The sequence below is a fragment of the Marinobacterium litorale DSM 23545 genome, from assembly GCF_000428985.1.
GTDB classification, from domain to species: Bacteria; Pseudomonadota; Gammaproteobacteria; order Pseudomonadales; family Balneatricaceae; genus Marinobacterium_D; species Marinobacterium_D litorale.
The window spans coordinates 28,740-53,313 of record NZ_AUAZ01000003.1; the positions used below are offsets into that span (position 1 = coordinate 28,740).

General features: G+C 55.6%; 23 protein-coding genes. All 23 read left to right on the forward strand.

Translation table 11 applies throughout. The annotated features are described in order from the left end of the window. The 23 genes from G403_RS0103130 (at window position 1) to G403_RS0103250 (ending at window position 24,293) form a co-directional block, all read left to right on the forward strand. Window positions 1-780: a flagellar assembly protein FliH gene (locus G403_RS0103130; RefSeq protein ID WP_027852690.1), complete on the forward strand. Its 780-nt coding sequence runs from the start codon at window positions 1-3 to the stop codon at window positions 778-780. Next, the gene (gene fliI / locus G403_RS0103135) at window positions 764-2,152 is read left to right on the forward strand and encodes a flagellar protein export ATPase FliI (protein WP_027852691.1); all 1,389 of its coding nucleotides are present in this window, start codon (window positions 764-766) and stop codon (window positions 2,150-2,152) included. Before G403_RS0103130 ends, fliI begins: the two co-directional genes overlap by 17 nt. Further along, window positions 2,153-2,602: a flagellar export protein FliJ gene (gene fliJ, locus G403_RS0103140; RefSeq protein ID WP_027852692.1), complete on the forward strand. Its 450-nt coding sequence runs from the start codon at window positions 2,153-2,155 to the stop codon at window positions 2,600-2,602. Window positions 2,603-5,891: 3,289 nt separating this feature from the next. After that, window positions 5,892-6,314 (forward strand): flagellar hook-length control protein FliK, encoded by a 423-nt coding sequence (locus tag G403_RS25435; RefSeq protein WP_169719879.1) that lies wholly within the window; start codon window positions 5,892-5,894, stop codon window positions 6,312-6,314. Between the two features lie 94 nt (window positions 6,315-6,408). Further along, a complete protein-coding gene (locus G403_RS0103160) occupies window positions 6,409-6,927 on the forward strand; it encodes a flagellar basal body-associated FliL family protein (protein WP_027852696.1) in 519 nt (172 codons plus the stop codon). Window positions 6,928-6,941: 14 nt separating this feature from the next. Continuing rightward, on the forward strand, window positions 6,942-7,925 hold the full coding sequence (gene fliM / locus G403_RS0103165) for a flagellar motor switch protein FliM (protein WP_027852697.1): 984 nt from the start codon (window positions 6,942-6,944) through the stop codon (window positions 7,923-7,925). 24 nt (window positions 7,926-7,949) lie between these two features. Then, window positions 7,950-8,375 (forward strand): flagellar motor switch protein FliN, encoded by a 426-nt coding sequence (fliN, locus tag G403_RS0103170; protein ID WP_027852698.1) that lies wholly within the window; start codon window positions 7,950-7,952, stop codon window positions 8,373-8,375. Between the two features lie 80 nt (window positions 8,376-8,455). Then, on the forward strand, window positions 8,456-8,797 hold the full coding sequence (gene fliO / locus G403_RS0103175; protein ID WP_027852699.1) for a flagellar biosynthetic protein FliO: 342 nt from the start codon (window positions 8,456-8,458) through the stop codon (window positions 8,795-8,797). Continuing rightward, window positions 8,794-9,531 (forward strand): flagellar type III secretion system pore protein FliP, encoded by a 738-nt coding sequence (fliP, locus tag G403_RS0103180; protein ID WP_027852700.1) that lies wholly within the window; start codon window positions 8,794-8,796, stop codon window positions 9,529-9,531. The genes fliO and fliP overlap by 4 nt, the downstream gene beginning before the upstream one ends. 9 nt (window positions 9,532-9,540) lie before the next feature. Next, complete coding sequence (gene fliQ / locus G403_RS0103185; RefSeq protein ID WP_027852701.1) at window positions 9,541-9,810, forward strand: flagellar biosynthesis protein FliQ; 270 nt, start codon at window positions 9,541-9,543, stop codon at window positions 9,808-9,810. A 3-nt stretch (window positions 9,811-9,813) separates the two neighbouring features. Continuing rightward, a complete protein-coding gene (gene fliR / locus G403_RS0103190) occupies window positions 9,814-10,599 on the forward strand; it encodes a flagellar biosynthetic protein FliR (RefSeq protein WP_051298484.1) in 786 nt (261 codons plus the stop codon). Continuing rightward, window positions 10,592-11,737 (forward strand): flagellar biosynthesis protein FlhB, encoded by a 1,146-nt coding sequence (gene flhB / locus G403_RS0103195; RefSeq protein ID WP_027852703.1) that lies wholly within the window; start codon window positions 10,592-10,594, stop codon window positions 11,735-11,737. The genes fliR and flhB overlap by 8 nt, the downstream gene beginning before the upstream one ends. A gap of 144 nt (window positions 11,738-11,881) precedes the next feature. Continuing rightward, the gene (gene flhA, locus G403_RS0103200; RefSeq protein ID WP_027852704.1) at window positions 11,882-13,993 is read left to right on the forward strand and encodes a flagellar biosynthesis protein FlhA; all 2,112 of its coding nucleotides are present in this window, start codon (window positions 11,882-11,884) and stop codon (window positions 13,991-13,993) included. A 34-nt stretch (window positions 13,994-14,027) separates the two neighbouring features. Continuing rightward, complete coding sequence (gene flhF / locus G403_RS0103205) at window positions 14,028-15,545, forward strand: flagellar biosynthesis GTPase FlhF (RefSeq protein ID WP_027852705.1); 1,518 nt, start codon at window positions 14,028-14,030, stop codon at window positions 15,543-15,545. 14 nt (window positions 15,546-15,559) lie between these two features. Continuing rightward, entirely contained in the window at window positions 15,560-16,375 is an 816-nt protein-coding gene (locus G403_RS0103210) for a MinD/ParA family protein (protein ID WP_027852706.1), read from the forward strand. A gap of 23 nt (window positions 16,376-16,398) precedes the next feature. Continuing rightward, window positions 16,399-17,109, forward strand: coding sequence for an RNA polymerase sigma factor FliA (locus tag G403_RS0103215; RefSeq protein ID WP_027852707.1), 711 nt, complete (start codon window positions 16,399-16,401; stop codon window positions 17,107-17,109). A 57-nt stretch (window positions 17,110-17,166) separates the two neighbouring features. Continuing rightward, window positions 17,167-17,553, forward strand: a complete 387-nt coding sequence (cheY, locus tag G403_RS0103220) for a chemotaxis response regulator CheY (RefSeq protein WP_027852708.1) — start codon at window positions 17,167-17,169, stop codon at window positions 17,551-17,553. A 22-nt stretch (window positions 17,554-17,575) separates the two neighbouring features. Next, complete coding sequence (locus tag G403_RS0103225; protein ID WP_036232430.1) at window positions 17,576-18,397, forward strand: protein phosphatase CheZ; 822 nt, start codon at window positions 17,576-17,578, stop codon at window positions 18,395-18,397. A 13-nt stretch (window positions 18,398-18,410) separates the two neighbouring features. After that, complete coding sequence (locus G403_RS0103230) at window positions 18,411-20,540, forward strand: chemotaxis protein CheA (protein WP_027852710.1); 2,130 nt, start codon at window positions 18,411-18,413, stop codon at window positions 20,538-20,540. Between the two features lie 33 nt (window positions 20,541-20,573). Beyond that, on the forward strand, window positions 20,574-21,845 hold the full coding sequence (locus tag G403_RS0103235; RefSeq protein ID WP_027852711.1) for a protein-glutamate methylesterase/protein-glutamine glutaminase: 1,272 nt from the start codon (window positions 20,574-20,576) through the stop codon (window positions 21,843-21,845). Then, a complete protein-coding gene (locus G403_RS0103240) occupies window positions 21,845-22,606 on the forward strand; it encodes a flagellar motor protein (RefSeq protein ID WP_027852712.1) in 762 nt (253 codons plus the stop codon). The genes G403_RS0103235 and G403_RS0103240 overlap by 1 nt, the downstream gene beginning before the upstream one ends. Then, complete coding sequence (locus G403_RS0103245; RefSeq protein WP_027852713.1) at window positions 22,584-23,498, forward strand: OmpA family protein; 915 nt, start codon at window positions 22,584-22,586, stop codon at window positions 23,496-23,498. Before G403_RS0103240 ends, G403_RS0103245 begins: the two co-directional genes overlap by 23 nt. A gap of 6 nt (window positions 23,499-23,504) precedes the next feature. Further along, window positions 23,505-24,293 (forward strand): ParA family protein, encoded by a 789-nt coding sequence (locus tag G403_RS0103250; protein ID WP_027852714.1) that lies wholly within the window; start codon window positions 23,505-23,507, stop codon window positions 24,291-24,293. The last annotated feature ends 281 nt before the right edge of the window (window positions 24,294-24,574 follow it).

Genomic DNA, 24,574 nt, shown 5'->3' on the forward strand with positions numbered 1-24,574 from the left:
ATGAAGCCTGAATCCAAGACTCCGGTACGTATTCGGGCGCGGGATGTGCGTGAGGTGAATCCCTGGCGACTGCCCGATATGAGCGATGAGGAGCGCGAGCAACTGGTTGCGCTGGCCCAGAAAAAACGGGAGCCCGAACCTGTTGAAGAGGTGCAGGTTGTCGAGGAAGAAGTATACGCCGAAAAATTGACGCTGGCTCAATGGGAGGCGATTTACGAAGAGGCCCGTCAAGAGGGTATTGAGCTGGGGAAAAAGGAGGGCTACGAGGCCGGTTATAAAGAGGGTGTTGCCAAAGGACAGGAGGATGGGCTCGCTTCGGGTGCTGATGTGGTTAATGGTCATATTGAACGGCTGGTAGCGATCCTCGAAGAGCTAAAGGCACCTCTCGACCATCAGAGTGAAGAGCTGGAGCGCCTGGTTGTCTCTATGGTCATAGAATTGTCCAGGTCCGTGGTTCAGGCGGAGCTGTCAACGCGTCCTGAGCTACTGCATCGTGCAGTGGCCGATGCGCTGGCCTGTGTACCTCCTTCCAGCGAAACCCCGGTATTGAAGCTCAATCCGGATGATTGTGAGCTTCTAGAGGAAGCCGCTGAAGAGCAGGGCTGGGACCTTGTTCCAGATCACAGTTTGGCGGCCGGCGGCTGCATTGTTCAGGCGGGCAGCTGTCGAGTTGATGCAAGTGTTAAAACACGCTTCGCTCAAGTCGCGGACCAGTTGTTGTCTTTGCTGCAGCCTGGCAGTGATGATCAGGAGATCGAGGGCGATGAGCGCGCTGACTAAACGGCTTGGTCGTTACGCGCATGTTCCCTATGCTGCGCCCAGGCCGGTCACTGAGGGGCAGGTGACCCGTTTGATCGGTCTGACACTGGAAGCTGTCGGTCTCAGGGTTGCCTTGGGCGACTACTGCCTGGTGGAGGTGGCGCCGGGGCAGCAGGCTGAGGCTGAGGTGGTCGGGTTTGCTGGTGGCCGCATCTATCTGATGCCATTGCACAGCGTCGAAGGACTCAGTCCGGGGGCACGCGTTACACCTCGAGTAGGGGCAAGTTTGGTACCTGTTGGTATGAACCTGCTAGGCCGTGTGATCGATGGTATTGGCCGCCCGCTCGATGGCAAGGGGCCGTTGCAAGCGGAGCAGATGGTTTCTCTCGCTGGCGAGGTAATCAATCCCTTAAACCGTCATCCGATTGAGCAGACGCTGGATGTGGGGGTGCGTGCTATCAATGGCCTGCTCGCTGTTGGTCGAGGGCAGCGATTAGGGCTCTTTGCAGGGAGTGGCGTGGGTAAGTCGGTGCTGCTGGGTATGATGACGCGTTTTACCGAGGCGGAGATTACCGTTGTTGGCTTGATCGGTGAGCGTGGCCGGGAGGTCAGAGAGTTTATCGAGCACAGCCTCGGTCCGGAGGGGATGGCGCGTTCCGTTGTTGTCGCCTCACCTGCGGATGATTCCCCATTAATGCGCTTGCGCGCCGCCCAGCTATCCACTCGCATCGCCGAATATTTTAGGGCTCAGGGGAAAAATGTGCTGCTTCTGATGGACTCGCTGACGCGATATGCGCAGGCTCAGCGTGAAATCGCACTGGCTGTCGGTGAGCCACCTGCCACCAAAGGCTATCCACCTTCGGTTTTTGCCAAGCTGCCCAAGTTGGTTGAGCGTGCGGGTAATGGCGAAACGGGTGGAGGGTCGATAACAGCCTTCTATACTGTTTTAACTGAAGGTGATGATCAGCAGGATCCCGTTGCTGACTCTGCGCGTGCGATCCTGGATGGGCACGTAGTGCTTTCCCGAGATCTCGCGGAGCAGGGGCACTATCCGGCCATTGATATTGAAGCGTCTATCAGTCGAGCGATGCCACAGATTGTTGATCAAACGCATCTTCAATTTGCCCTGCAGTTGAAGCGTAGCTGGGCTCGATACCGGCAAAACGAAGACTTGATAGCGGTTGGCGCTTACGCGCGCGGTTCTGACCCGGAAACTGACCGCGCGATCGATTTGATGCCTGCACTGCGTGCCTATCTGCAACAGGGTATGAATGAACCGATGCCTATGAAACGCTCAATTCAGGAGCTGGCGATGATTATGCAAGCGCCGCCGGACAATAAACAGCAAGCGGGGCAGGGGCAGCCCGCCGGGCAGCTCAGGAGACAGCCCTAAGTGTCGGCGAGAAAGAAAATTCAGCGCTTTGAGCTGTTGGTTAAGCTCGCGGAACGCAAGCGAAAAGAGGCTGAGCGGCTGCTGGCCGAAACGCAGCAGCGTGTTCGTCAGGCCGAGACGGGTCTGCAGCAGCTTAAAACTTACCAACTTGAATATCAGCAGCAGTTTACGCAGGCCGGCCAAGGCGGGCTGAGTGCCGGACAGGTCCAAACGCATCAGGCATTTATCGGCCGCCTGAATGGGGCTCAGCAACAGCAACAGGAGGCTCTGGTGCAAAGCCGCGCTCAGCTTGAGCAGGTAGAACAGTACTGGCGTCAGGCTTTGGCTCATCAGAAAGCGATGCAGAAGCTACTCGATAAAGCCATTGAAGAGCTTGCTCGTTTTGAGGATAAGCGTGACCAACAGCTGCTCGATGAGCGTGCCCAACATACCCGTCCGACTTTTATCTAATCTCATGGTTTAATCTGGCCTTTTTCTTGCTTCCTTGATGCAGAACCTGTGTTGTTTCGAGGACAGCCATATGCCGGCTCCAACTGTAAATCTATCGCTCGCAGCCATTTCCGGGCCCGCACCAAAAGCCTCTGGAGGTGCCGCAGTAGCTTTGAATGCGCCTTCCGGTGGGCAGGGGATAAGCTTTGGGCAGTGGATGCAGCAGATGTCCGATTCTGCTGGGCAGTCCAGTGGGTCTAGAGGACAGAACTTGCCGCCTGAGGGACGAGAAGGAAAAGTTTTGCCGGGAACGGCGGGGCAGAGCTCGACGGCCTCTGAGGCAGAAGCTTCGCCGCGGGCAGGAAGCGGAATTGAAACAGGTAGGTCGTCCGGCGCTGGTGCAGAGGGGGAAGATGCTGTGGGATCAGCGGATGCCCGCGTGCGCGAAACTCGGGAAGAGTGGGGAAATGGCAACGCGCATCGAGTTCAAGGTCAGAGCCCGGCGGAAGCTGAAACCGCGCAGGCGAGAGATCGGGTACCAACCACCAATCCATCACCCGAACAGCAGTCAACGGCGCAAGGGCAGCGACCAGTAGCTGTTAGTGAACCCCATCCCTATATTGTCAATAACTCCGAATACAACACTCAGCCTACTGTGCAGCATGTTGATAGTCTGGCTGTGTCTAAAGTGTCGCCCGCTACAGGTAATCAGACCCGTGGATCGAACGATGTTTCGTCTAAGGGAGTGGGCTCTGTAGCTGGTGCCAGTGCAGAGGGGGCGGGTGTTATTGATAGGGCAGGCACAACGCATACGGGCAAAGAGGGCGGTGCAGATAATGGCGCAATCGAGAGTAAGTCTCCTGAAAAATTGGTGCTAGCTGAGGATAGAGCAGTCGCTTCCTCGGGTGATTCGATAGAGGATGAGCACGAGCGAGAAGTGCCTCGAGAGGGGCGTGCAACTGCCGCGGAGATAGATGGTCGGCAGGTTGCGGCGCTAATTGCCAGTCAGCCTAGCAGGACCGCTGAGCATTCGCGTGGTAGCTCGGAGCAGCAGGCTGATATAGCTCAGGCTCAGGTGCGGGCTCCGAAAGGTTTGAGCTCAGCTGAGGTGGATGAACCTCTTGCTCGAAGTCAAAGAGGGGGGGGGGACAGTGGTTCTGCTGGGGCGGGCCCTGCTTCCAATGGTGGGTTGGAGCGCCCGCTCATGGGCAGTGATGGAGCGGGAAAGGCCGATCAGCGCGGGGAAAAAGCCGATATCCAGGTTACAAGGCCGGTTCCCAATCGAGTGGGCCGGAAGTCTGAGGCTTCAGCTTCTTCTAAAGCGGCGGATGCTAACCTTTCAGCGCGTGTTGGTGACGGTGGTGCCTTCGGGCAAAGTCAGTTCAGGGCAACAGTCTCTGCGGTAGGTGGGCAAGCGAGCGCACAGCGCACTGATGCTGTGCCTCAGGCTAGTAATCGGTTCACTCAGCAGAAGCCTGTTGCAAGCGGTTCTGTCGCTAGTGATGTCACAGAGAGTCGTCGCCAGTCAAACCGTGCCCCGGAGAGGACTGTCCTGAGTAGTGGTAAGGTTCAGGTAATTGAGTCCGAACATATGTCTGCTTCCGCGCAAAAGCAAGCTTCTTTAGGGGGGGCATCAGGTAAATCTGCTGAGCAGCCGACGGGAAACGCTGAGCTTACGCCAAGTGATACCCGTCAAACTTCAACCGGTGTATCTACTGATCAGTCGTTGGCAGGTGCTGAACATAGGCTAAACAACGGCCGCCAAACTTCATCAGGTATGTCTCCTGAGCGGCCGGCGGTAAACGCTGTACATGCGCCAAACAATACGCGTCAAGCTTCATCCGGTAAATCTGCTGAGCAGCCGACGGGCAACGCTAAGATTACGCCAAGCAATACGCCTCAAACCCCATCCGGTAGATATAATGATCAGCCGTCGGTGAACGCTGGACGTACTACAATCTACACGCGTCAAACTTCATCAGGTATGTCTACTGATCCGCTGTCGGCAAATGCTGAACGTACTACAAACAATACACGTCAAACTTCATCAGGTAGATTTACAGAGCAGCCGACGGGAAACGCTGAGCGTACGCCAAATAATGCCCGTCAAACTGGTAACGGGTTAGGTTCTGCGGACAGAGCAGTGCAGACTCAAGAAAGTGGCTCGGTGCCGGTCTCGCTGAGAGTTGAAGGTCGGATGGGTGTGCAACCCGCAGAAGTCGTATCTGCTTCTTCGGTAAGCGCTCGTGAGGATAAATTAGCCCAAAAGATTCAGGGTCAGAGTAATGCGGTTGAAACCGTATCCCGTCCAGCTGCGGCTGCGCAAGCCGAGCGGTTCGTCGATGCTTCTCGGAATGAGGGCGTATTGGCACCAATGACAGAATCTGAGGCTAAATATGCTCGTCCTGACGTTTCGGGCAATTCGGCGAAACATGTTACTGAGGAGCTGGCGACTCAGTCGCGAGGTCAGAGTAAGGACAATAACGACAGTAGGGTGTCTGCTGATCGGGCACAGTCCGAGGTTCTTCTTGGCGAGTCTCCGAGAGGAGCTAAGGCAGAACCGGAGGCTAGGTCGGCGGCATCTTCATCTGTTGAGGCTAAGTCTGAGACGCCTGATTTGGCTAGGCGATCCTCCGAGGTCGGTAGTGTCAGTTTTGAAGACGCATCTCGTGTTGTTCGAGCGGGAGGTGGAGATGAGCAATCTACCAGGGTCGAGAGGCGTGAGCCAGATACTGCAGCACTGAAGCCTGAGGAGAGATCGACAGCAAACCCGGTAGCGGAGGTGGAGTCAGCGCAAAATGAGCAGCAGGAATCTGTGGTGCTACAGGGAAGGCCTGATGTGAATCATCAATCCTCCTCTTCTACCCAAAAGGATGAGCGGCCAACTAGCGTGTCTGCCGTGCAGGTATCTAAAGATGGCGCTGCTATGGGCATATCGTCAGAGCGTTCTTTGACCGCTAGGGATACGGTTGTAAACAATTTAGATCAGCTTGCTAGAGCGCCGGTGAATACAAACCAGTCTGATTCGGGCGGTAGTCATCGTCAGGCAAATGTTGGTGCCTCTCAGCAAGTCGGGACGCGCCCCTCAGTTGATCCTCAAGGTCCCTCGACGCCGGGAGTGCCCGCATCAGTGGCGAATGATGGCGAACCGTCTACTTCCGCTGCTCAGCCTGGCCGCACGGTACCTAGTCTTGGTGGCGAGGCTCGGCAGATAAATGAAAGCACTGCCAGCCTCACAGCTCAGCAACAGGCGTCCAATTCGGCTCCTGCCCTTAGCCAAAGGGCTGAGGTGGCGGCTGGTACTTTAGCGATGGCCCAGCGTCTCCAAGACCCGGCCTGGGGGCGGGCAATGGGGCAGCGTGCGGTCATGATGGCCCAGTACGGCCCGCGTTCGGCCGAGATACAGCTTGATCCTCCGGAGTTGGGTGCAATGCAGATCCGGGTTCATATTGGTCACGGTGATCAGGTTAGTGTGACCTTTACCTCGCCGAATGCGGCTGTGCGGGATGCACTCGAGCAGCAGATGCCCCGGCTGCGGGAAATGTTTTCGGAGCAAGGGTTGGATTTGAACCAGTCGACGGTATCCGACCAGTCTACCCGGGAACGCAATGACGACTCTCCTGATCGGCGGGGCGGTGGTCGAGGTGGGCAGTACGCGGGCGATGAAGGCGCTGCAGACGTCCCGGCCACTGCGCAGTCTGTACCGGTCGGCTTGGTAGACTATTACGCCTGAGGCTTCAGCACTAAAAACAGTGTGTTATATTAGTCCCCTGATTTGAGCGGGCGGTCAATTGTGCCGTGTGCTAAGAAGGTTCTACGAGGGGATTATGGCTGAAGAAGCTGAAAAGGACTCGGCCGAGCAGGGCGGCGGGAAGTCGAAGAAAAAGCTGATCATTATTATCGTGCTGGCGCTCTTGATTGTGCTCGGGGGTGGTGGAGCTGCGGCATTTTTCCTGTTGGGTGGAGATCCGTCGCCAGAGGAGACGGCATCGGCTGAGCCTGCGCGTAAGGATGCAATCTATACCAAGATTCGGACACTGGAAGGCAAGCCGATGTTTGTCGTTACGCTGCAGTCTGATGATGAGGCTCGCCATTACATGCAGGCCTATGTCGAGGCCAAGAGCCGGGATCAGGAAGTGGTTGATGCGCTTGAATTGCATATGCCGCTGGTCGTGGCGCGACTTAACACACTGTTCTCGACTCAGAAGTTTGAAACGCTGATGACAATTGAGGGCAAGCGGGCTATGCGTGAGCAGGCCACCCAAACGGTTCAGTCGATCATGCAGGACAAGATTGGTCGTCCAGGCATTGAAACGATTCTCTTTACCAACTTAGTAATGCAGTAGGCGGAGCGGAAGCGATGTCAGTCAAAGATCTGCTGTCACAGGACGAGATTGATGCCCTTTTGCATGGCGTCGATGATGGTGACGTAGAAACGGCTGACGAGGAGGCCCCGGAAGATGAAGACGGGGTCCGCAGTTATGATTTAGCGAGCCATGAGCGTATTGTCCGTGGCCGGATGCCAACGCTCGAAATGATCAATGAGCGTTTTGCCCGTCATACCCGTATCAGCCTGTTTAACCTGTTGCGCAGAACGGCTGACGTGACCGTTAGTGGTATACAGGTTATGAAGTATGGGGACTATATCCATACGCTTTACGTGCCGACCAGTATGACGCTGGTAAAAGTGAACCCATTGCGCGGGACCGGCCTGTTCATCATGGATGCCAAACTGGTTTTCAAACTGGTTGACCAGTTTTTCGGTGGTGATGGTCGGCATGCCAAAATCGAAGGGCGTGAGTTCACGCCTACAGAGACGCGTTTGGTTTACAAGACGCTGATGCAGCTGTTTGTGGACTTGGAAGAAGCCTGGAAACCGGTCCTTGATATTAAGTTCGAGCACGTTGGTTCCGAGGTTAACCCGGCGATGGCAAATATCGTCAACCCCACAGAGGTGGTTGTGGTCAGTACCTTTCAGGTCGATCTGGAGGGGGGCACCGGGGAGCTCCATGTTACCCTGCCCTATGCCATGCTGGAGCCGTTGCGCGAGGTATTGGTGTCAGGGTATCAGAATACCGAGGACCACCAGGATGAGCGTTGGCGTACTGCGTTGAACCGGGATGTGATGCTGGCCCCCCTGGATGTCAATGTCGTGGTTGCAGAGCGCGAAATGACGTTGCGAGATGTTATGGAGTTTGAGGCGGGCGACATTATTCCGGTGGAAATGCAGGAAAAGCTGGTGATGTATGCCCACGGTGTGCCTATCTATAACTGCCAGCTGGGTACCTCTCGTGGTAATCTGGCACTCAAAATTCTGGATAAGCATCAACAGCAGCCCGAGTAAGCGTCGTCTGCGGAGATTTATAGCGTGAGTGACGAAAATAACGATCAAGATCAACAGGCGTTGGCTGACGAGTGGGCCGCAGCTCTGGAAGAGCAAACCGGAGATGCCAGTGAGGGCGAGGCGATCAGTGATGAGGGTGCCCAGCCTGTCGACCTGGATGAACTGAAAGATGAGTCGATCCCGGTCAACGACCCGAAGCTTGACGTCATTCTGGATATCCCGGTCCGGATGACCATGGAGGTTGGTGGAACGGAGATACCGATTCGAAATCTGCTCCAGCTTAATCAAGGGTCCGTGATCGAGCTTGATCGTGTGGCGGGTGAGCCGCTGGATGTGAAAATTAATGGTACCCTCATCGCCCATGGCGAGGTCGTGGTGGTGAATGATCGCTATGGCATTCGTCTGACCGATGTGATCAGCCCCCAGGAACGGATTCGGCGGCTCAAGTGATGCGGTATGGAGCGTTTCTGATCGCTTTATTCATACCGCTTGCCCGCGCGGCGGAAAAAGAGCAGGGAGCACCGACCGGTATGCCCGAGCCAGTCAGTTCGTTGGCCGTGCTGGAGATGGTACTGGGGTTGGGTGCTGTCGTTGCACTGATTCTGGTGCTGGCTTGGCTGGCCCGTCGTATCAACCTCGTACCGGGCCAGCGGTCGGGCATGCAGGTAGTGGCTGTTTTACCCCTGGGGCAGCGGGAACGCGCCGTGCTTATACAGGTGGGCGAAGAGCAGCTTTTGCTGGGTGTCAGTCATCAGCAGGTGACGCTTTTGCAGCGTTTTGATTCCCCGGTTATCGAACCCCGCAAAGCGCCGGAGGGTGCGTTCTCCAAACGTCTGGCCGAGGTCGTAAAGCAGCGGAGCGGTAAGCCATGAGAGCGTCGCTGGCTGTCTTGTTTTTAATGCTCAGCACGAGTGTCCTGGGCGCTGAGCAAGGAGTACCGGCGGTTACGATGGTGACCGGCGAGGATGGCACGACCAACTACAGCGTGACCATTCAGATCCTTGCGCTGATGACGCTGCTGACATTTCTGCCGGCGGTGGTTTTGATGATGAGTTCGTTCACGCGCATCATCATTGTATTATCGATTCTCCGGCAGGCGCTGGGCCTTCAGCAGACGCCCTCTAATCAAGTTTTGATTGGTCTTGCACTGTTTCTGTCGCTATTCATCATGACTCCTGTTCTGGATCGAGTGAATGAGCAGGCGGTTCAGCCTTACTTGAATGAAGAGTTAAGCACCATGGATGCGCTCCGGGCGGCGCGTGCGCCTTTTCACCAATTCATGATCGGCAACACCCGGGAAAACGACCTGGATCTTTTTATGCGTATCTCTGATACGCCGGCTGTGGAATCGACTGATGATATCCCGCTAACTGTCCTGGTGCCGGCATTTGTGACCAGCGAGTTGAAGACTGCCTTTCAGATCGGCTTCATGTTGTTCATACCTTTCCTGGTTATCGATCTTGTGGTGGCCAGTGTTTTGATGGCGATGGGGATGATGATGTTGTCCCCGGTTATTATTTCTCTGCCGTTCAAAATCATGTTATTCGTCTTGGTCGATGGATGGGCTATGGTGATGGGGACGTTGGCCGCAAGTTTCGGCGTATAGGGGGGGAATATGACCACCGGTGCGGTTCTGGATCTTTTTGGAAGTGCGATTTGGACGGTGGTGCTGATCGTTTCCGCTATCGTTGTTCCCGGTTTGATTGTTGGTCTGATCGTTTCTGTTTTTCAGGCCGCGACTCAGATTAACGAGCAAACCCTCAGTTTTCTTCCCCGTTTGATTGTGACTCTGCTTGCCTTGATGGCGTTTGGTCCTTGGATTGTGATCAAGTTGATGGACCAGTTTGAATTTCTCTTCATGAATATTCCCAGGCTAATAGGCTAGGCCGTGGAGTTTGGCCTGGCCGATCTGGAGCAGCTTGTGGCGCAAGCGCTCCTGCCGCTGTTTCGAATTGCGTCGGTACTCATGACAATGCCGATGATCGGCACCCAGCTGGTGCCGGTGCGTATCCGCCTGGGACTCGCTTTGGCGATGACTGCTGTGCTATTCCCGGTATTACCCGTGGTTCCCGAGTATGATGGTCTGTCAGGGCAGGTATGGGTGCTGATTGCGGAGCAAATTGTCATCGGTACGGTCATTGGCTTTACCCTGCATATTCTGATGGAAACTTTTGCGGTAGGGGGGCAGTTGATCGCCAACCAGATGGGTCTGGGCTTTGCATCGATGACCGATCCGGCCAACGGTACATCGGTGGTGGTGCTGGGGCAGTTTTACCTGATGATGGTGATGTTGCTGTTCTTGGCGATGGACGGTCATTTGGTGATTTTTGAAATCCTTGCCATGAGTTTTGAGGTGTTACCGATCGGTGATGCGTTGCCGCTATCGAACCTTTACCGCATAGCGCTGGCCGGTGGCTGGCTTTTTTCTGCGGGGATGCTGATGGCTTTGCCGGCGATCACGTCGCTTCTGGTGGTTAACTTTGCATTTGGAATCATGACCAAGGCGGCTCCCCAACTGAATATTTTTGCCATTGGTTTCCCGTTCACGATGGTGCTGGGTATCTTCATTGTCTGGGCGTCTCTGACCGGCTTTGGCAGCCAGTATGCCGGGTTTGCCGAAGCGGTGCTGGAGCTGATTGGTAACGTGATTCGGGAGGCCGGTCGCGGTGGCTGAAGAAACGGGTCAGGAAAAGTCGGAAGAGCCGACGGCCAAGCGGCTCCGTGAGGCCAGGGAAAAGGGTGACGTTCCCCGATCAAAAGAGCTGACTACAACCGTTCTTTTGATGGCTGCTGCGGCTTCGGCCTATATCTTTGGCGAGCAGGTGGCACGGCAGATGGCCGCCATGATGATCTTCAACTTTGACCTCGATAAGCAGACAATCAGCGATCCTTCTCAGATGGTCGCCTATCTGGTGCAGTCGCTTTTTGAGAGCTTTCTCAGTCTGTGGGGATTGTTCCTGTTATTGGTTATCGCGGCTTTGGTCGGCCCGATAGCGCTTGGTGGCTGGAACTTCAGCGGTCAGGCGCTGCAGCCTAAGGGGAGTCGCATCAACCCACTGTCCGGCCTCAAGCGGATGTTTTCGCTGAATGCGCTGGCCGAGCTTTTCAAGGGGCTGGCCAAGTTTTTGGTGGTTGGCACCGTCGCGGTGGTTGTTCTGTTGATGGATCGGCCGGAACTGACCTCATTGGCCAAACAAAATATCGAACTGGCGATGGTCCATGCAGTGGATATCCTGGCCTGGTCTTTCTTGCTGATGAGTGCGGCAATGATTCTGATCTCGGTCGTGGATGTGCCTTTTCAGGTCTACAGCTATACCAAGAAGCTGAAAATGACGCTGCAGGAAGTCAAGGATGAAATGAAAAACACCGAAGGTAAGCCTGAGGTTAAAGGGCGCATTCGTCAGCTGCAGCGGGAGATGTCTCAGCGGCGCATGATGCAGGACGTGCCGGAGGCTGATGTGGTGATTACCAACCCGACGCATTACTCCGTGGCGGTGCGCTACGACCAGGCGAGAGGGAATGCGCCCTATATCGTCGCCAAGGGAGTGGATTTTGTCGCCCTGAAAATTCGCGAATTGGCGCAGGAGCATGATGTGCCGATACTTGTGTCGCCGGCATTGGCCCGGGCCCTCTATCACGCCTCCGAGGTGGGGGATGAGGTGCCCGTAGGGCTTTATAAATCAGTCGCTCAGGTTCTGGCCTACGTGTATCAATTGCGCCGCTACAAAGATCGTCTGGAGGACGACGAGCCAGCGCCGCCTGGCGATGATGAGATCGAGATCCCGGACTCACTCAGAGTGGATCCGGAATAACTGGTGTCAATTTTGCATAACCTACCGTTGATCGATCTATAAGTGTCAAAAAAATGATGATTTTAAGCACCTGAACCGTCTATACGCGTGGTCGGTTTGATTTTTTTTGGTGTTTCGTCATTTTTTTGACTTTTTGGGGGCGCTTTGGACCGCACTGTCTTAATCAATAATGCGCGCAGTTTGACGCAGGGGAATCTCGGTATCCCTCTGTTGCTGCTTGTCGTGTTGGCGATGGTGACGCTGCCGATGCCGCCTTTCCTGTTGGACGTTTTCTTTACGTTCAATATCGCACTCTCCATCGTCGTACTCCTGGTTGCGATCTACGCGCTGCGCCCGCTGGACTTTGCGGTGTTTCCCACGGTATTGCTGGCAGCGACACTGCTGCGATTAGCGCTCAATGTCGCTTCGACACGTGTGGTGCTTCTCTATGGTCATGAGGGTACGGGAGCGGCCGGTAAGGTTATCCAGGCCTTCGGCGATGTGGTGGTCGGCGGCAACTATATCGTCGGTGTCATCGTGTTCATGATTTTGCTGATCATTAACTTTGTGGTGGTGACCAAGGGTGCGGGGCGAATTTCGGAGGTGAGTGCCCGCTTTACCTTGGACGCGATGCCCGGCAAGCAGATGGCGATTGATGCGGACCTTAATGCCGGTCTGATCAGCCAAGATGAGGCCAGGGAGCGGCGCGCCGACGTAACGCAGGAAGCTGACTTTTACGGTGCCATGGACGGTGCGTCAAAGTTTGTGCGCGGGGATGCGGTTGCCGGGATCCTGATTCTGGTGATCAATCTGTTTGGCGGCTTTGGCATCGGCATGTTGCAGCACTCACTGAGCTTTGATCAGGCGGTGCAGTTCTATGCACTGCTGACCATCGGTGATGGTCTGGTTGCGCAGATACCCTCCCTGTTGCTCTCTACCGCTGCTGCGGTCATGGTCACCCGGGCGAACTCGTCCGAGGCGATGGGGCAGCAGGTGTTTCGTCAGATGTTTGCGTCTCCCAGGGCGCTTTATGTTTCAGCGGCGATCCTCACCATTATGGGTGTCGTGCCGGGGATGCCGCATTTTGCGTTCCTTTCCCTTGCTGCAGTGGCTGTTGGCATCGGCTGGTATATCAATTATCGCGACCGCCAGTCAGCGCTGGAACAGCAGGAATCTGAGGCTTTGCCTGAGCAGGCGCAGGAGGACACGCAGGAGGAGGCCAAAGAGCTTGGCTGGGATGATGTGATGCCGGTCGATATGCTGGGGCTGGAGGTCGGTTATCGCCTGATTCCGATGGTCGACAAGATGCAGGGCGGGCAATTGCTCAGTCGTATCAAAGGTGTGCGTAAAAAAATGTCCCAGGAACTGGGTTTTTTGGTGCCCTCAGTGCATATCAGGGATAATCTGGATCTATTGCCCGGTGCCTACCGGATTACGATGATGGGCGTTATCGTTGGTGAGGCGGAGGTGTATCCGGACAGAGAGCTGGCGATTGATCCTGGGCAGGTTTTCGGTAAAGTCGAGGGTATTGCCGTCAAAGATCCGGCATTCGGGCTCGATGCTATCTGGATTGAAAAGTCGCAGAAGGAACGTGCGCAGACGCTGGGGTATACCGTGGTTGATGCCAGCACCGTAGTGGCTACGCATATCAACAAGGTACTGCAAAGTCATGCTCACGAGTTGTTGGGACACGAGGAGGTCCAGCAACTGCTTGATATGCTGACCGAGAAATCGCCGAAGCTGGTTGAAGAGCTGGTGCCCAAGAAGCTTTCGATCAGTGTGCTGTTAAAAGTGCTGCAGAATCTGCTGATGGAGCAAGTGCCGCTCAAAGATTTTCGCACGATCATGGAATCGCTTGCTGAGGCGATCAACCGGACTCAGGATCCGCTGGCGCTGACAGCGGCGGTCCGCATGTCGCTGGCTCGATTGATCGTCCAGACAGTCAATGGTTCCGGGGATGATATGCCGGTGATTACGCTCGACCCGCAGCTGGAGCAGATGTTACTCAGTTCCATGCAGCAGCGTCAGCAGGGTGAGGATGGGCTTGTGCTTGAACCGGGGATGGCGGAACGGCTGCAGAAGTCGCTGTCGCAGGCGGCTCAAAACCAGGAAATGAAAGGGCAACCCTCTATACTTCTGGTGTCGGCGCCCATTCGTCCGTTGTTGGCGAAGTTTGTCCGATATGGGGAGCAGCAGATACATGTGCTCTCTTATCAGGAGATACCTGAGAACAAGAATGTCACCATAGTAGCGACGGTTGGGGGGCAAAATGGCTAACGGTTTTCCACCTGGCGGCCGATAAGGGACTGTTATGAAGGTAAAGCGCATATTTGCACCGGACATGCGTCAAGCGATGCGCCGGGTTCGCGAAGAGATCGGGCCTGACGCTGTTATCGTTTCCAACCACCGTGTTGCCGGCGGCGTGGAGATCGTTGTTGCCCGGGAGGAGGAGTATGAGGCCGCGCAAAGCGAGATGAAGCGCGAACGTGATCGGCGTCGGGACGAGCAGGTGCGCATTCTGACTGGCCAGAAAGAGCGTCAGAATGAGATGCTTGCGGCTGAACTGGAGCGCGCACGCCTCGATATAGCGAAGGCGCAGGAGGGAGTTGCATCGTCCGAAGTGACACGTAGCGCGAATCGTCAGCTGGAAGCCGAGGACGATAACGAGCTTGAGTCAATTCTCGAATCTTTGCGTGCGCGCCAGCGGGAGCGTGCAGCCGCCGGGCTCGATGACGACATACCTTCGCCGCCGCCACGTCGGCGATCAGAATCCGTGCGGGCTCCACAGCTTGAGCCGTCTCGCAGCCAGGCTTTGGAAACGTCTGGCGATCATCTCTTGATCCGAAATATGCAGGATGAAATACATCAGCTCAGGGCGATGCTCGAGCAGCAGCTTTCTGCGCCAGCCGCGCCACCGGCGTCGGTAAGCGCGCCAGTGGCACGGCGTGCTCCTGCAGAGGTCGAGAGTGATCTTGGCGTGTCTGATCATCAGGTATCAGGGGGAAACAAAGAGCAGCTCGAGCGTCGCTTTGAACGGCTTGGCTTAGGTGGCAGGCTGTCCCGCTCTCTGCTGGCTTCCATTGAGCCGGACTTAAGTATCGATAAGGCATGGCGTAACTCACTGGCACGGCTGGCCGAGTCGATTCCAGTGGTTGGCGAGGAGCTGATCGAGCGGGGTGGGATGCTGGCGTTTCTAGGTCCGACCGGGGTTGGCAAAACAACGACGATCGGAAAGTTGGCAGCGCGATATGTGTTGCAGCACGGCAGTTCAAGTTTGGCGTTGGTGACCACTGATAGCTTTAGAATTGCAGCGCACGAGCAGCTCAAGACCTTTGGGCGAATTCTTGATGTGCCGGTCCGTGTTGTCGATGAAAACCACAGCCTGGAAGAGGTGTTGCAGTCGCTGCGCGGTAAACGTTTGGTATTGATCGATACGGCCGGAATGAATGCGCAGGACCCAGCCGGACAGCTGCAGCTGGAGATGCTTGAAAGTGTCTCGGTTCGGATCAAAAAATTGCTGGTGCTTTCCTGCTCCAGTCAGCGTCAGTTGCTTGAAAATGCCTGGCAGGCATACTCGGGGTTGGGTCTTCATGGGTGTGTGCTAAGCAAGCTGGATGAGTCGGGTAGTTTGGGTGAGGCATTGACGCTGGCGGTGGAAAAGCAGTTACCCGTCGCCTATGTGGCAGATGGTCAGAAAATCCCAGATGATATTGGTCTGGCCCGGCGCCACGACCTGGTCAGCCGCGCGGTGGTTACCGCGCAAAAAGAGACCGAGCGCAACCGGGCCGGCGGTAAGGGAAATAAAGGTCGCCTGTTCCGGGCAGGCTGATGCAGAGTATGAATATGAAGCAGTCACACCCGGTCAAGGTCGTTGCGGTTACAGGTGGTAAAGGCGGGGTTGGTAAAACCAACGTGTCGGTAAATCTGTCTGCGGCATTGGGCGAGATGGGGCGACGCACCGTGTTGATGGATGCGGATCTGGGGTTGGCCAACGTCGATGTGATGCTGGGCTTACGTCCGAAGAAGAATATTGCGGATGTTCTGGAAGGGAGCTGCTCGCTCAGCGATGTTTTAGTAGAGGCGGGTGAAAACTTCTGGATTGTGCCCGCGTCCTCGGGTACCCAGGAAATGACAGCTCTCAGTGCTCATCAGCATGCTGAGCTGATTCATGCGTTCAATGATATCGCTGATGATCTGGATGTTCTTATCGTGGATACGGCGGCCGGTATTTCGGACTCCGTGGTCAGCTTTATTCGGGCGGCGCAGGAAGTGCTGGTGGTCGTTTGTGATGAGCCGACCTCCATTACCGATGCGTACGCGTTGATCAAATTGCTCAGTCGCGATTATCGTATGAGTCGATTTCGAGTGTTGGCGAATATGGTTGCCACCGAAGCGGAAGGACGCAATATGTTCAGCAAACTATTGACGGTGACGGATCGGTTCCTTGATGTCACGCTTCAATACCTCGGCTCAATACCTTATGATGAGTCAGTGCGCAAAGCTGTACAGAAGCAAACGCCTGTTTTAAAAGCGTTTTCGACAAGTAAATCAGCACTCGCATACCGGCAGCTCGCCAACAAGGTTGACGAGTGGCCCGTCTCGACAACGTCGCGGGGTCACTTGGAGTTTTTTGTTGAGCGACTGGTTCAAGGGGTTTAAGCAAACGGCGCGCAGAAGCCTTCATGTATAACCAGCTGGAATTCAGGTCAGGTCAGGAACTGGTGGAGCAGTATGCGCCATTGGTAAAGCGGATTGCGCGTCATCTCATGGCCCGTTTACCGTCCAATGTGGTGCTGGAAGACCTGGTGCAGGCGGGCATGGTTGGATTGCTGGAGGCTCTGGGTAAATATGACCCGGGCAAGGGCGCAAGCTTTGAAACTTATGCCGGGATTAGGATTCGGGGTGCCATCATCGATGAAGTGCGTCGAGGAGATTGGACCCCCAGATCGGTTCACCGAAACGGCCGACGTATCAGTGAAGCGATTGCGCAGGTTGAGGGACGTACGGGTCGGGATGCCACTGATACGGAAGTGGCCGCCGAGCTGGGCGTGAGCATGGACACTTATCACGGCTTATTGCAGGATTCTGCAGAGAGTCGCTTGTTCAGTCTTGATGAGTTGACGGAGTCCGGCGATGATGCTCCGGGGGAGCAGTTCGCTGGAGAGGAGCCGGAGCCCGGGGAGGCGTTGCAGGGCAGCGCTTTCAGGGTTGCGTTGGCTGGGGCGATTGAAGGATTGCCTGAGCGTGAAAAGTTGGTACTGGCGTTGTACTACGATGAAGAGCTCAATCTCAAAGAGATTGGGCAAGTGCTCGGAGTGACCGAGTCGCGAGTAAGCCAGATTCATAGTCAGGCCGCAGCCCGGCTTCGATCCAGGTTGCGGGATTGGCGATGAGAGGTCTATGACTTCTCGGGCGCTGATGAGTAGTGTTAATAACCGGGGGAACCTGTCTTGAAGAAAGACATCAAGATTCTTGTCGTCGATGATTTTTCTACGATGAGACGCATCATCAAAAACCTGCTGCGTGATCTGGGGTTCACCAACGTGGATGAAGCAGATGACGGCAAAACGGCGCTGCCCATACTCAAACAGGGGCGCATCGATTTCCTGATCACTGACTGGAATATGCCAGGCATGACCGGTATTGATCTGATCAAAGAGGTCCGTGCTGATCCAAACCTGGCTCACATCCCCGTATTGATGGTGACAGCCGAAGCCAAGCGCGAACAGATCATTGCCGCCGCCCAGGCCGGCGTGAACGGCTACGTAGTCAAACCGTTCACGGCGGCGGTTCTCAAAGAGAAGATCGACAAGATCTTCGAGCGCCTGCAGGACTAAGCAAAAAGCTGAGGAGCGCTTGATGGCAGAGCAGGATATCGCAGTTGACCTCGATGGATTGGAGGAGCTGCTGAAACAGAAAGCCCAAGAGCTGGTTGCCGCGTTGGAAGCCGGGCAGTTGCCTCGGGCGATCGAGTTGATCAATCAGTTGCAAACGGCACGTCACGAAGTGTTTTACAACGAAGTCGGTCATCTGACGCGTGGCTTGCATGAAGCAATTAAGTCCTTTTCCACTGATGTGGGCGGCCACCTTGATGGCGGTAAAGCGGACAGCGATGCCTCTTCAGGCGCGGCCATGAGCGACGCATCGGACAGGCTTTCCTATGTGATCGATCTGACCGAAGAAACAGCCCATAAAACAATGGATCGTGTCGATCACTCGCTGACATTGGTGGATCGGCTGGATACTCAGAGTGAGCGCTTTCGCGATCTGCTGATGTTGGTGGGGCAGCTCGAAGGCGAGTTCGAAGCTCTGAACGGTGTCTATGACCGTACGTGTACGCTGAAGGACGAATCCGAGAAAACCATCGAAGAGCTGCGTACTGCGCTGACAGATATTCTCGTCTCGCAGGGGTTTCAGGATATTACCGGTCAGCTGATTCGACGTGTTATCACCCTGTTGACGCAGGTGGAAGGGCAGCTCGTCAAGCTGATGGATATGGCGTCCAAGGTTGAGCGGCTCAGCGGTATCGAGACCAGCGTGCTTGATGACGGCGGCAGTGAAAAAGAGACTAAGAAAAAAGAAGACGTACAGGCTGAAGGGCCCCAGATTCCTAAAGGTGATAAGAACGTTGCCTGCGATCAGGATGATGTGGATGAGTTGCTTTCGAGCCTTGGGTTTTGATTAGGAGCACCCTATGAGTTTCGATGTCGATCAGGAAATTCTCGAAGACTTTCTCGTTGAAGCGGGAGAGATCCTTGAGCAGCTGTCGGAGCAGCTCGTCGATCTTGAACAGCGTCCTGACGATAAAGATTTGCTCAATGCAATCTTTCGCGGTTTCCATACCGTAAAAGGCGGGGCTGGCTTTCTTCAGCTTGAAGCGATGGTCGAGTGCTGTCACAAGGCTGAGAACCTGTTTGATCAGCTCCGTAACGGCGAGTTGGTAGTCACCTCTGACTTGATGGATGTCGTGCTGCAGGCGTTGGATGCAGTCAACTCCATGTTTGACTCCGTTCGTAACGGAATTGAGCCCGAGCACGCCGACCCGGCATTGCTCCAGCGACTGGCTGATTTTGCTGAAGGGCGTGGTGGTGCCGTGACTGCGGGCCCTGCGCCAACGCCGAAGCCGGCAGAGCCGCCCAAAGCGGCACCCAAACCGGCCCCTGCTGCGCAAGAGCTGCCAGCTAATCCAAATACTCCCAATGATGATTTCGAATCCTTGATGGGCGATCTGGCGGGCGCCTCCAGTGAGGCCGCAAGTGACGGTGGTGGTAAGATTGATGACGACCTCATTACCGAGGATGAGTTTGAAGCGTTGCTTGATGATCTGCATGGTCCAGGGGGCGCGCCCGGCAATGAAAAAGACGATGCTGTAGCCAGTCACGCAAGCGCGCCCGAGGGCGGCGAAAGCACGGGTGGTAGTGACCTCATTACCGATGACGAATTCGAGGATCTGCTCGATCAGCTTCAGTCGGAAGGCAAGGGGGCGTTTGCGTCCTCGCCGGCTGAACCAGCCGCAGCACCCAAACCGGCAACCGCGGTGAAAAAGGCGCCTGATCCTGTGCCTGCGCCGGCTCCCGTGGCTGAGCAAACACCAGAACCAGCCAAAGCAGCTGCCGCCGCCCCCGGCGGCCGTGCAGGGGGTGGGCAAAAGGCTGCGCCGGAAACCAACGTCCGTGTGGATACCCGACTGCTCGACAAGATCATGAACATGGTTGGCGAGCTGGTTTTGGTCCGTAACCGCCTGGTCCGGCTCGGTGTAACCCATGAAGATGAAGAGATGGGCAAGGCGCTGGGGACGTTGGATATGGTCACCGCAGACTTGCAGTCTTCGGTGATGAAAACCCGGATGCAGCCGGTTAAAAAGGTGTTTGGTCGTTTCCCACGCCTGATCCGTGACCTGTCGCGCAACCTCAAAAAAGAGGTGAAACTCGAGCTGCGAGGCGAAGAAACCGATCTTGATAAGAACCTGGTCGAGGCCTTGGCTGATCCGCTTATTCACTTGGTCAGAAACTCGGTTGATCATGGTATCGAGTCGCCTGAAGAACGTGTAAAAGCCGGCAAGCCTCGCGAAGGTCATGTGCTGCTGTCAGCCGAGCAGGAAGGGGATCATATTCTCCTGATCATTCAGGATGACGGCGCGGGCATGGATCCCGAAAAGCTGCGTAACCTGGCCGTCAAACGCGGCATGCTGGATTCAGAATCGGCGCGCCGTTTGACGGATCAAGAGTGCTTTAATCTGATTTTCCAGGCGGGCTTTTCCACCAAAACCGAGGTCTCCGATGTTTCTGGCCGCGGTGTGGGCATGGATGTGGTTAAGACCAAAATTACCCAGCTTAACGGCACACTCAGTATCGACTCGGTGATCGGCCAGGGTACACGAATAGCGATTCAGGTTCCGCTGACGCTGGCTATTATGCCCACACTGATGGTAATCCTCGAGGGACAGGCGTTTGCGTTGCCGCTGGTTAACGTGAACGAGATATTTAACCTGGATCTGACCAAAACGAATATTGTGGACGGGCAGCAGGCGATTATTGTGCGTGAGCAAGCGTTGCCGCTATTCCACCTAAAGCGCTGGCTGGTCAATGGTCACGAGGCGGCTCCGCTTCCCGAGCAGGGGCATGTGGTCATAGTTACCGTGGGTACAACGCGTGTTGGCTTTGTCGTTGATCAACTGGTGGGTCAGGAAGAGGTGGTTATCAAACCGCTGGGTACTATTTTGCACGGTACGCCGGGTCTTTCTGGCGCCACCATTACCGGTGATGGTCGTATCGCACTTATTATCGATATTCCGAACCTGCTTAAACATTATGGGCAGAACTGAGCGGCTGCGTTTGCCGGTGTTCGGGAGCGGTAAATGACGATTCGGGTATTGATCGTTGATGATTCCGGTTTTTTTCGCCATCGTATCGAAGAGATATTACGAGACGAAAAGCGTATCGAGGTGGTCGGAAGTGCCGTCAATGGCAAGGAAGCCGTCGAAAAGGCTAGGGCTTTAAAACCTGATGTGATCACTATGGACGTTGAAATGCCACAGCTTAATGGCATCGATGCGGTCCGGATAATCATGCGGGAGTGCCCCACTAATGTCCTGATGCTTTCATCCCTGACCCATGAAGGCGCTCGGGTGACGCTGGAAGCCCTTGAGGCGGGTGCAGCTGACTATCTGTCCAAGGATATTCGAGCGTGGATGGACAAAAGTCAGACTATTCGGCGTCAGCTCATCGACCGGATTCTGGCGCTTGGTAGTTCACGTCGGTTCCGTTCAGGTTCGGTTTTTGAGCATCGATATCCGAAATCTCGGGCAGCGACCGGCTCTACGATGGTGTTTCGGCCTGACGAGCCCTCAAGGCCCGAACGGACGCAGCCAAGGAGTACAACCGGAGCCCCATCCGCGTCGGACAGTACGCGACGGCCTGTGTCGCGGGGGCGTTCTGAATCCGTTACACCGGCTCGTGCGAGGACCGAGGCGCCGGCTTCGCCGGCATTGCGTCCCCGGGGAGCTACTGCAGAACGAGACGTAAAAACCGATAGTCCCTCCCGAGTCAGTTTTCCAGATTGTCGAATTGTTGTCATCGGTACGTCTACCGGAGGACCGGCTGCGTTGCAGCGCATATTGACGCAGATACCGGCGGATTTCCGATACCCGATCCTTCTTGTGCAGCACATGCCCAAGACCTTTACCCAGGTGTTTGCGGAGCGGCTGAATCAGCAGTGCAAGATATCGGTGAAAGAGGCGGAAGATGGTGACCGGCTCAAGCCGGGCCTTGCATTGCTTGCACCTGGCGGGCTTCAGATGATGATCGATCCACGTCAGTCAGACCGTGTCAGGATTCTTGAAGGGGATATGAAACTCACCTATAAGCCCAGTGTGGATGTGACCTATGCGTCGGCGGCCCGGGCTTATGGTTCAAAGGTACTCGCGTTGATACTCACGGGCATGGGGGCCGATGGGTGTGATGGCGCTCGCTTGCTCAAGCGCGAAGGCGCAACGATTTGGGCCCAGAATCGTGAAAGTTGTACGATTTATGGCATGCCCCAAGCGGTAGTAAACGCCGGACTCGCCGATGCAGTGCTTGATCTGGACGATATTGGTCCCCTCTTGGCGCAGCAGCGAAGGCAGGGCTGATGTTCGGTTTTCTGGGTATCTTGCTCGCCCTGGCGGCTATCATTGGCGGCAACTACATTGGTGGTGGCCAGCTGGAGGAGCTCTACAACCCGACTGCGGCATTGATCGTGGTCGGAGGGACGCTTGCGGCCTCTGTTATTCAGGCACCGCGAGAGGACTTTAACCGTGCCTGGCGGCTGTTTGGCTGGGCTTACCGCAGTGAACAGCCGGATTTTCGGGATGGGATGGAAAAGCTCCGAAGCTGGTGCTTGCTCGCTCGCCGAAAGGGGTTGATTGCACTCGAAGCGGAGTCGTCTCGTCAGGATGATCTGTTCGTCGCCAGCGGGCTGCAGTTGTTGGCCGACGGAAGACCACCGGAAATGATTCGGTCTGTGCTGGAAGTCGAGTTGATTGCGCGCGAACAGCGAGACCTGCGGGCGGTAAAGGTGATCGAGAGTCTGGGCGGGTACGCGCCCACATTGGGCATTATCGGTACCGTGCTGGGTCTGATCCAAGTCATGGCAAACTTAAGCTCTCCGGATACGCTGGGCCAAGGTATCGCGACGGCTTTTGTCTCCACAATCTATGGCGTCGGGGTAGCGAACCTTCTGTTGATACCGACAGCCAACAAGATCAAGCGGCTGGTGGAAGAACGTTCGCAGTATCACGAGATGATGATGGATGGGTTGGTCTATGTGGCCGAAGGACAAAACCCTGAAGTGATTCGGCAACGGCTGCATGGTTACCTGGAGGCTGGCTATGCCCAGGCGTCGACCTCCTGAGTCAGGCCCCCCTCTTGATCGTTGGGTGTTGTCCTGGGCCGATTTTCTCACGCTGCTGTTCGCGCTGTTTGTGGTGATGTATGCCATCTCTTCGGTTAATGAAGAGAAGTATAAGTCGATGGCAGAGTCACTTTCAGAAGTGTTTTCAGGGCCTGGGCGAGGGCAGGGCAGGCTGCCGGCGTTGGAGGGTGGCGGCGGTGTCCTGGAGGGAGGAGAATCCCTAAAGGAATCGGAAGCGGTCAAGGTTGAACCTGCCAGTGAGCAGGCAACCTCGCAGCTGATTTCCTTGCGAGCGTTGATGGAAAGCGATTTCATCGATCAGATAGACGATGGGCAGATTGAAATATCGGGTAACGACCTTTGGTTTGCCATCGAGTTGCGCTCGAGTTTGTTGTTCGAGAGTGGCGGCGCAATACCTGCGATCGCTGCAGACCGGATTCTCGCGGCGATTGCACATCGGCTCCAGAACAAGGAAAACCCGATTCATGTAGAGGGGTTTACCGATAACGAACCGATAGCGACTGATCAGTTCCCGTCGAACTGGGAGCTTTCGGCTGCCAGAGCGGCGGCTGTAGTGAGGCTGCTGGAATTGAATGGCGTAGATCCCAGGCGGATGGCAGCCGTTGGTTACGGCGAGTACCAGCCCGCCTACAGCAACCGTACAGCGGAAGGGCGGCGCTTGAATCGTCGTATTGTGATCGTGGTGTCCCGAGATGAAAAAGTACGTCGGGCAGTGTCGTCCTACGGCAGTGACCGGGTCAGTGAAGACGCGGTTAATACCATGCTGACCGAGCCGGAGTCGGGTCAAAGCGGGCCTCCGGTGCTTGAGCAGATCGAGACCGAAGGCGGCATACTGTTTCGCCAAGCCAGACCGGAACAAGAACAGGAATAGCTATCTATGCAGGTGTGGGCAGTTGCTAACCAAAAAGGGGGCGTCGGTAAAACAACAACCGTCGTCACTTTGGCCGGTCTGTTGGCCGAAATCGGTTACAAGGTTTTATTGGTCGATCTTGACCCCCATGGATCGCTGACCAGTTATTTCCGATATGATCCGGATGAGCTGGAGCATAGCGTTTACGACCTCTTTGAACAGTTACAGATTGATGAATCGCTGACGCGCAGTCTGATCGTCAACACGACCCAGGAAGGGATAGACCTTATTCCGGCATCCACCGCCTTGGCAACGCTTGAGCGGCGGGCAGTGGGTAAGGAGGGGATGGGGCTGCAGGTGGCTAAAGCTCTGGCAACGCAAAAGCGCGACTATGATTTTGTATTAATTGATAGCCCGCCGGTTCTGGGCGTTTTGATGGTCAATGCTTTAGCCGCCTGTAGCCATTTGCTGGTTCCGGTGCAAACTGAATTTCTCGCACTCAAAGGCTTGCAGCGCATGGTGCGCACCATCGAGATGGTGAACAGGGCGCGCAGGAATAAACTGGAATACACGATCATTCCGACCTTTTATGATCGCCGGACGCAAGCCTCCGTGAGTAGTCTTCGTGAACTGCATAATCGTTACGAGGAGCGAATTTCTAATGCCGTAGTTCCCGTCGACACCAAATTCCGCAACGCAAGTCTGAAGGGGTTGGTTCCCTCGTCGATGGATGCCGGCAGCCGTGGCGTGCATGCGTATGCCAAGCTCTTGCGTAGTCTTCTGGAGCGGCGTAGACAGGTGAAAGCTGATGGCTGATCAAAAGAAAGTAGTATTCGAGTATATCGAATCGCTGCTAACGGATTCTGACCTGAATGATGGCGCTGGGGAACAGGAAGAGACTCAGGCCAATGATGAGAAAAAGGCCTCTCCGGCAGAACCGCCAGCGGAAGCAAACGTGGGCCCTCTTAAGGATCAAGAGGGGGTTGACGATCAAACGGCGGCTCACGAAACTTCTGTAGAGCCAGAGCCAGAGCCAGAGCCAGAGCCAGAGCCAGAGCCAGAGCCAGAGCCAGAGCCAGAGCCAGAGCCAGAGCCAG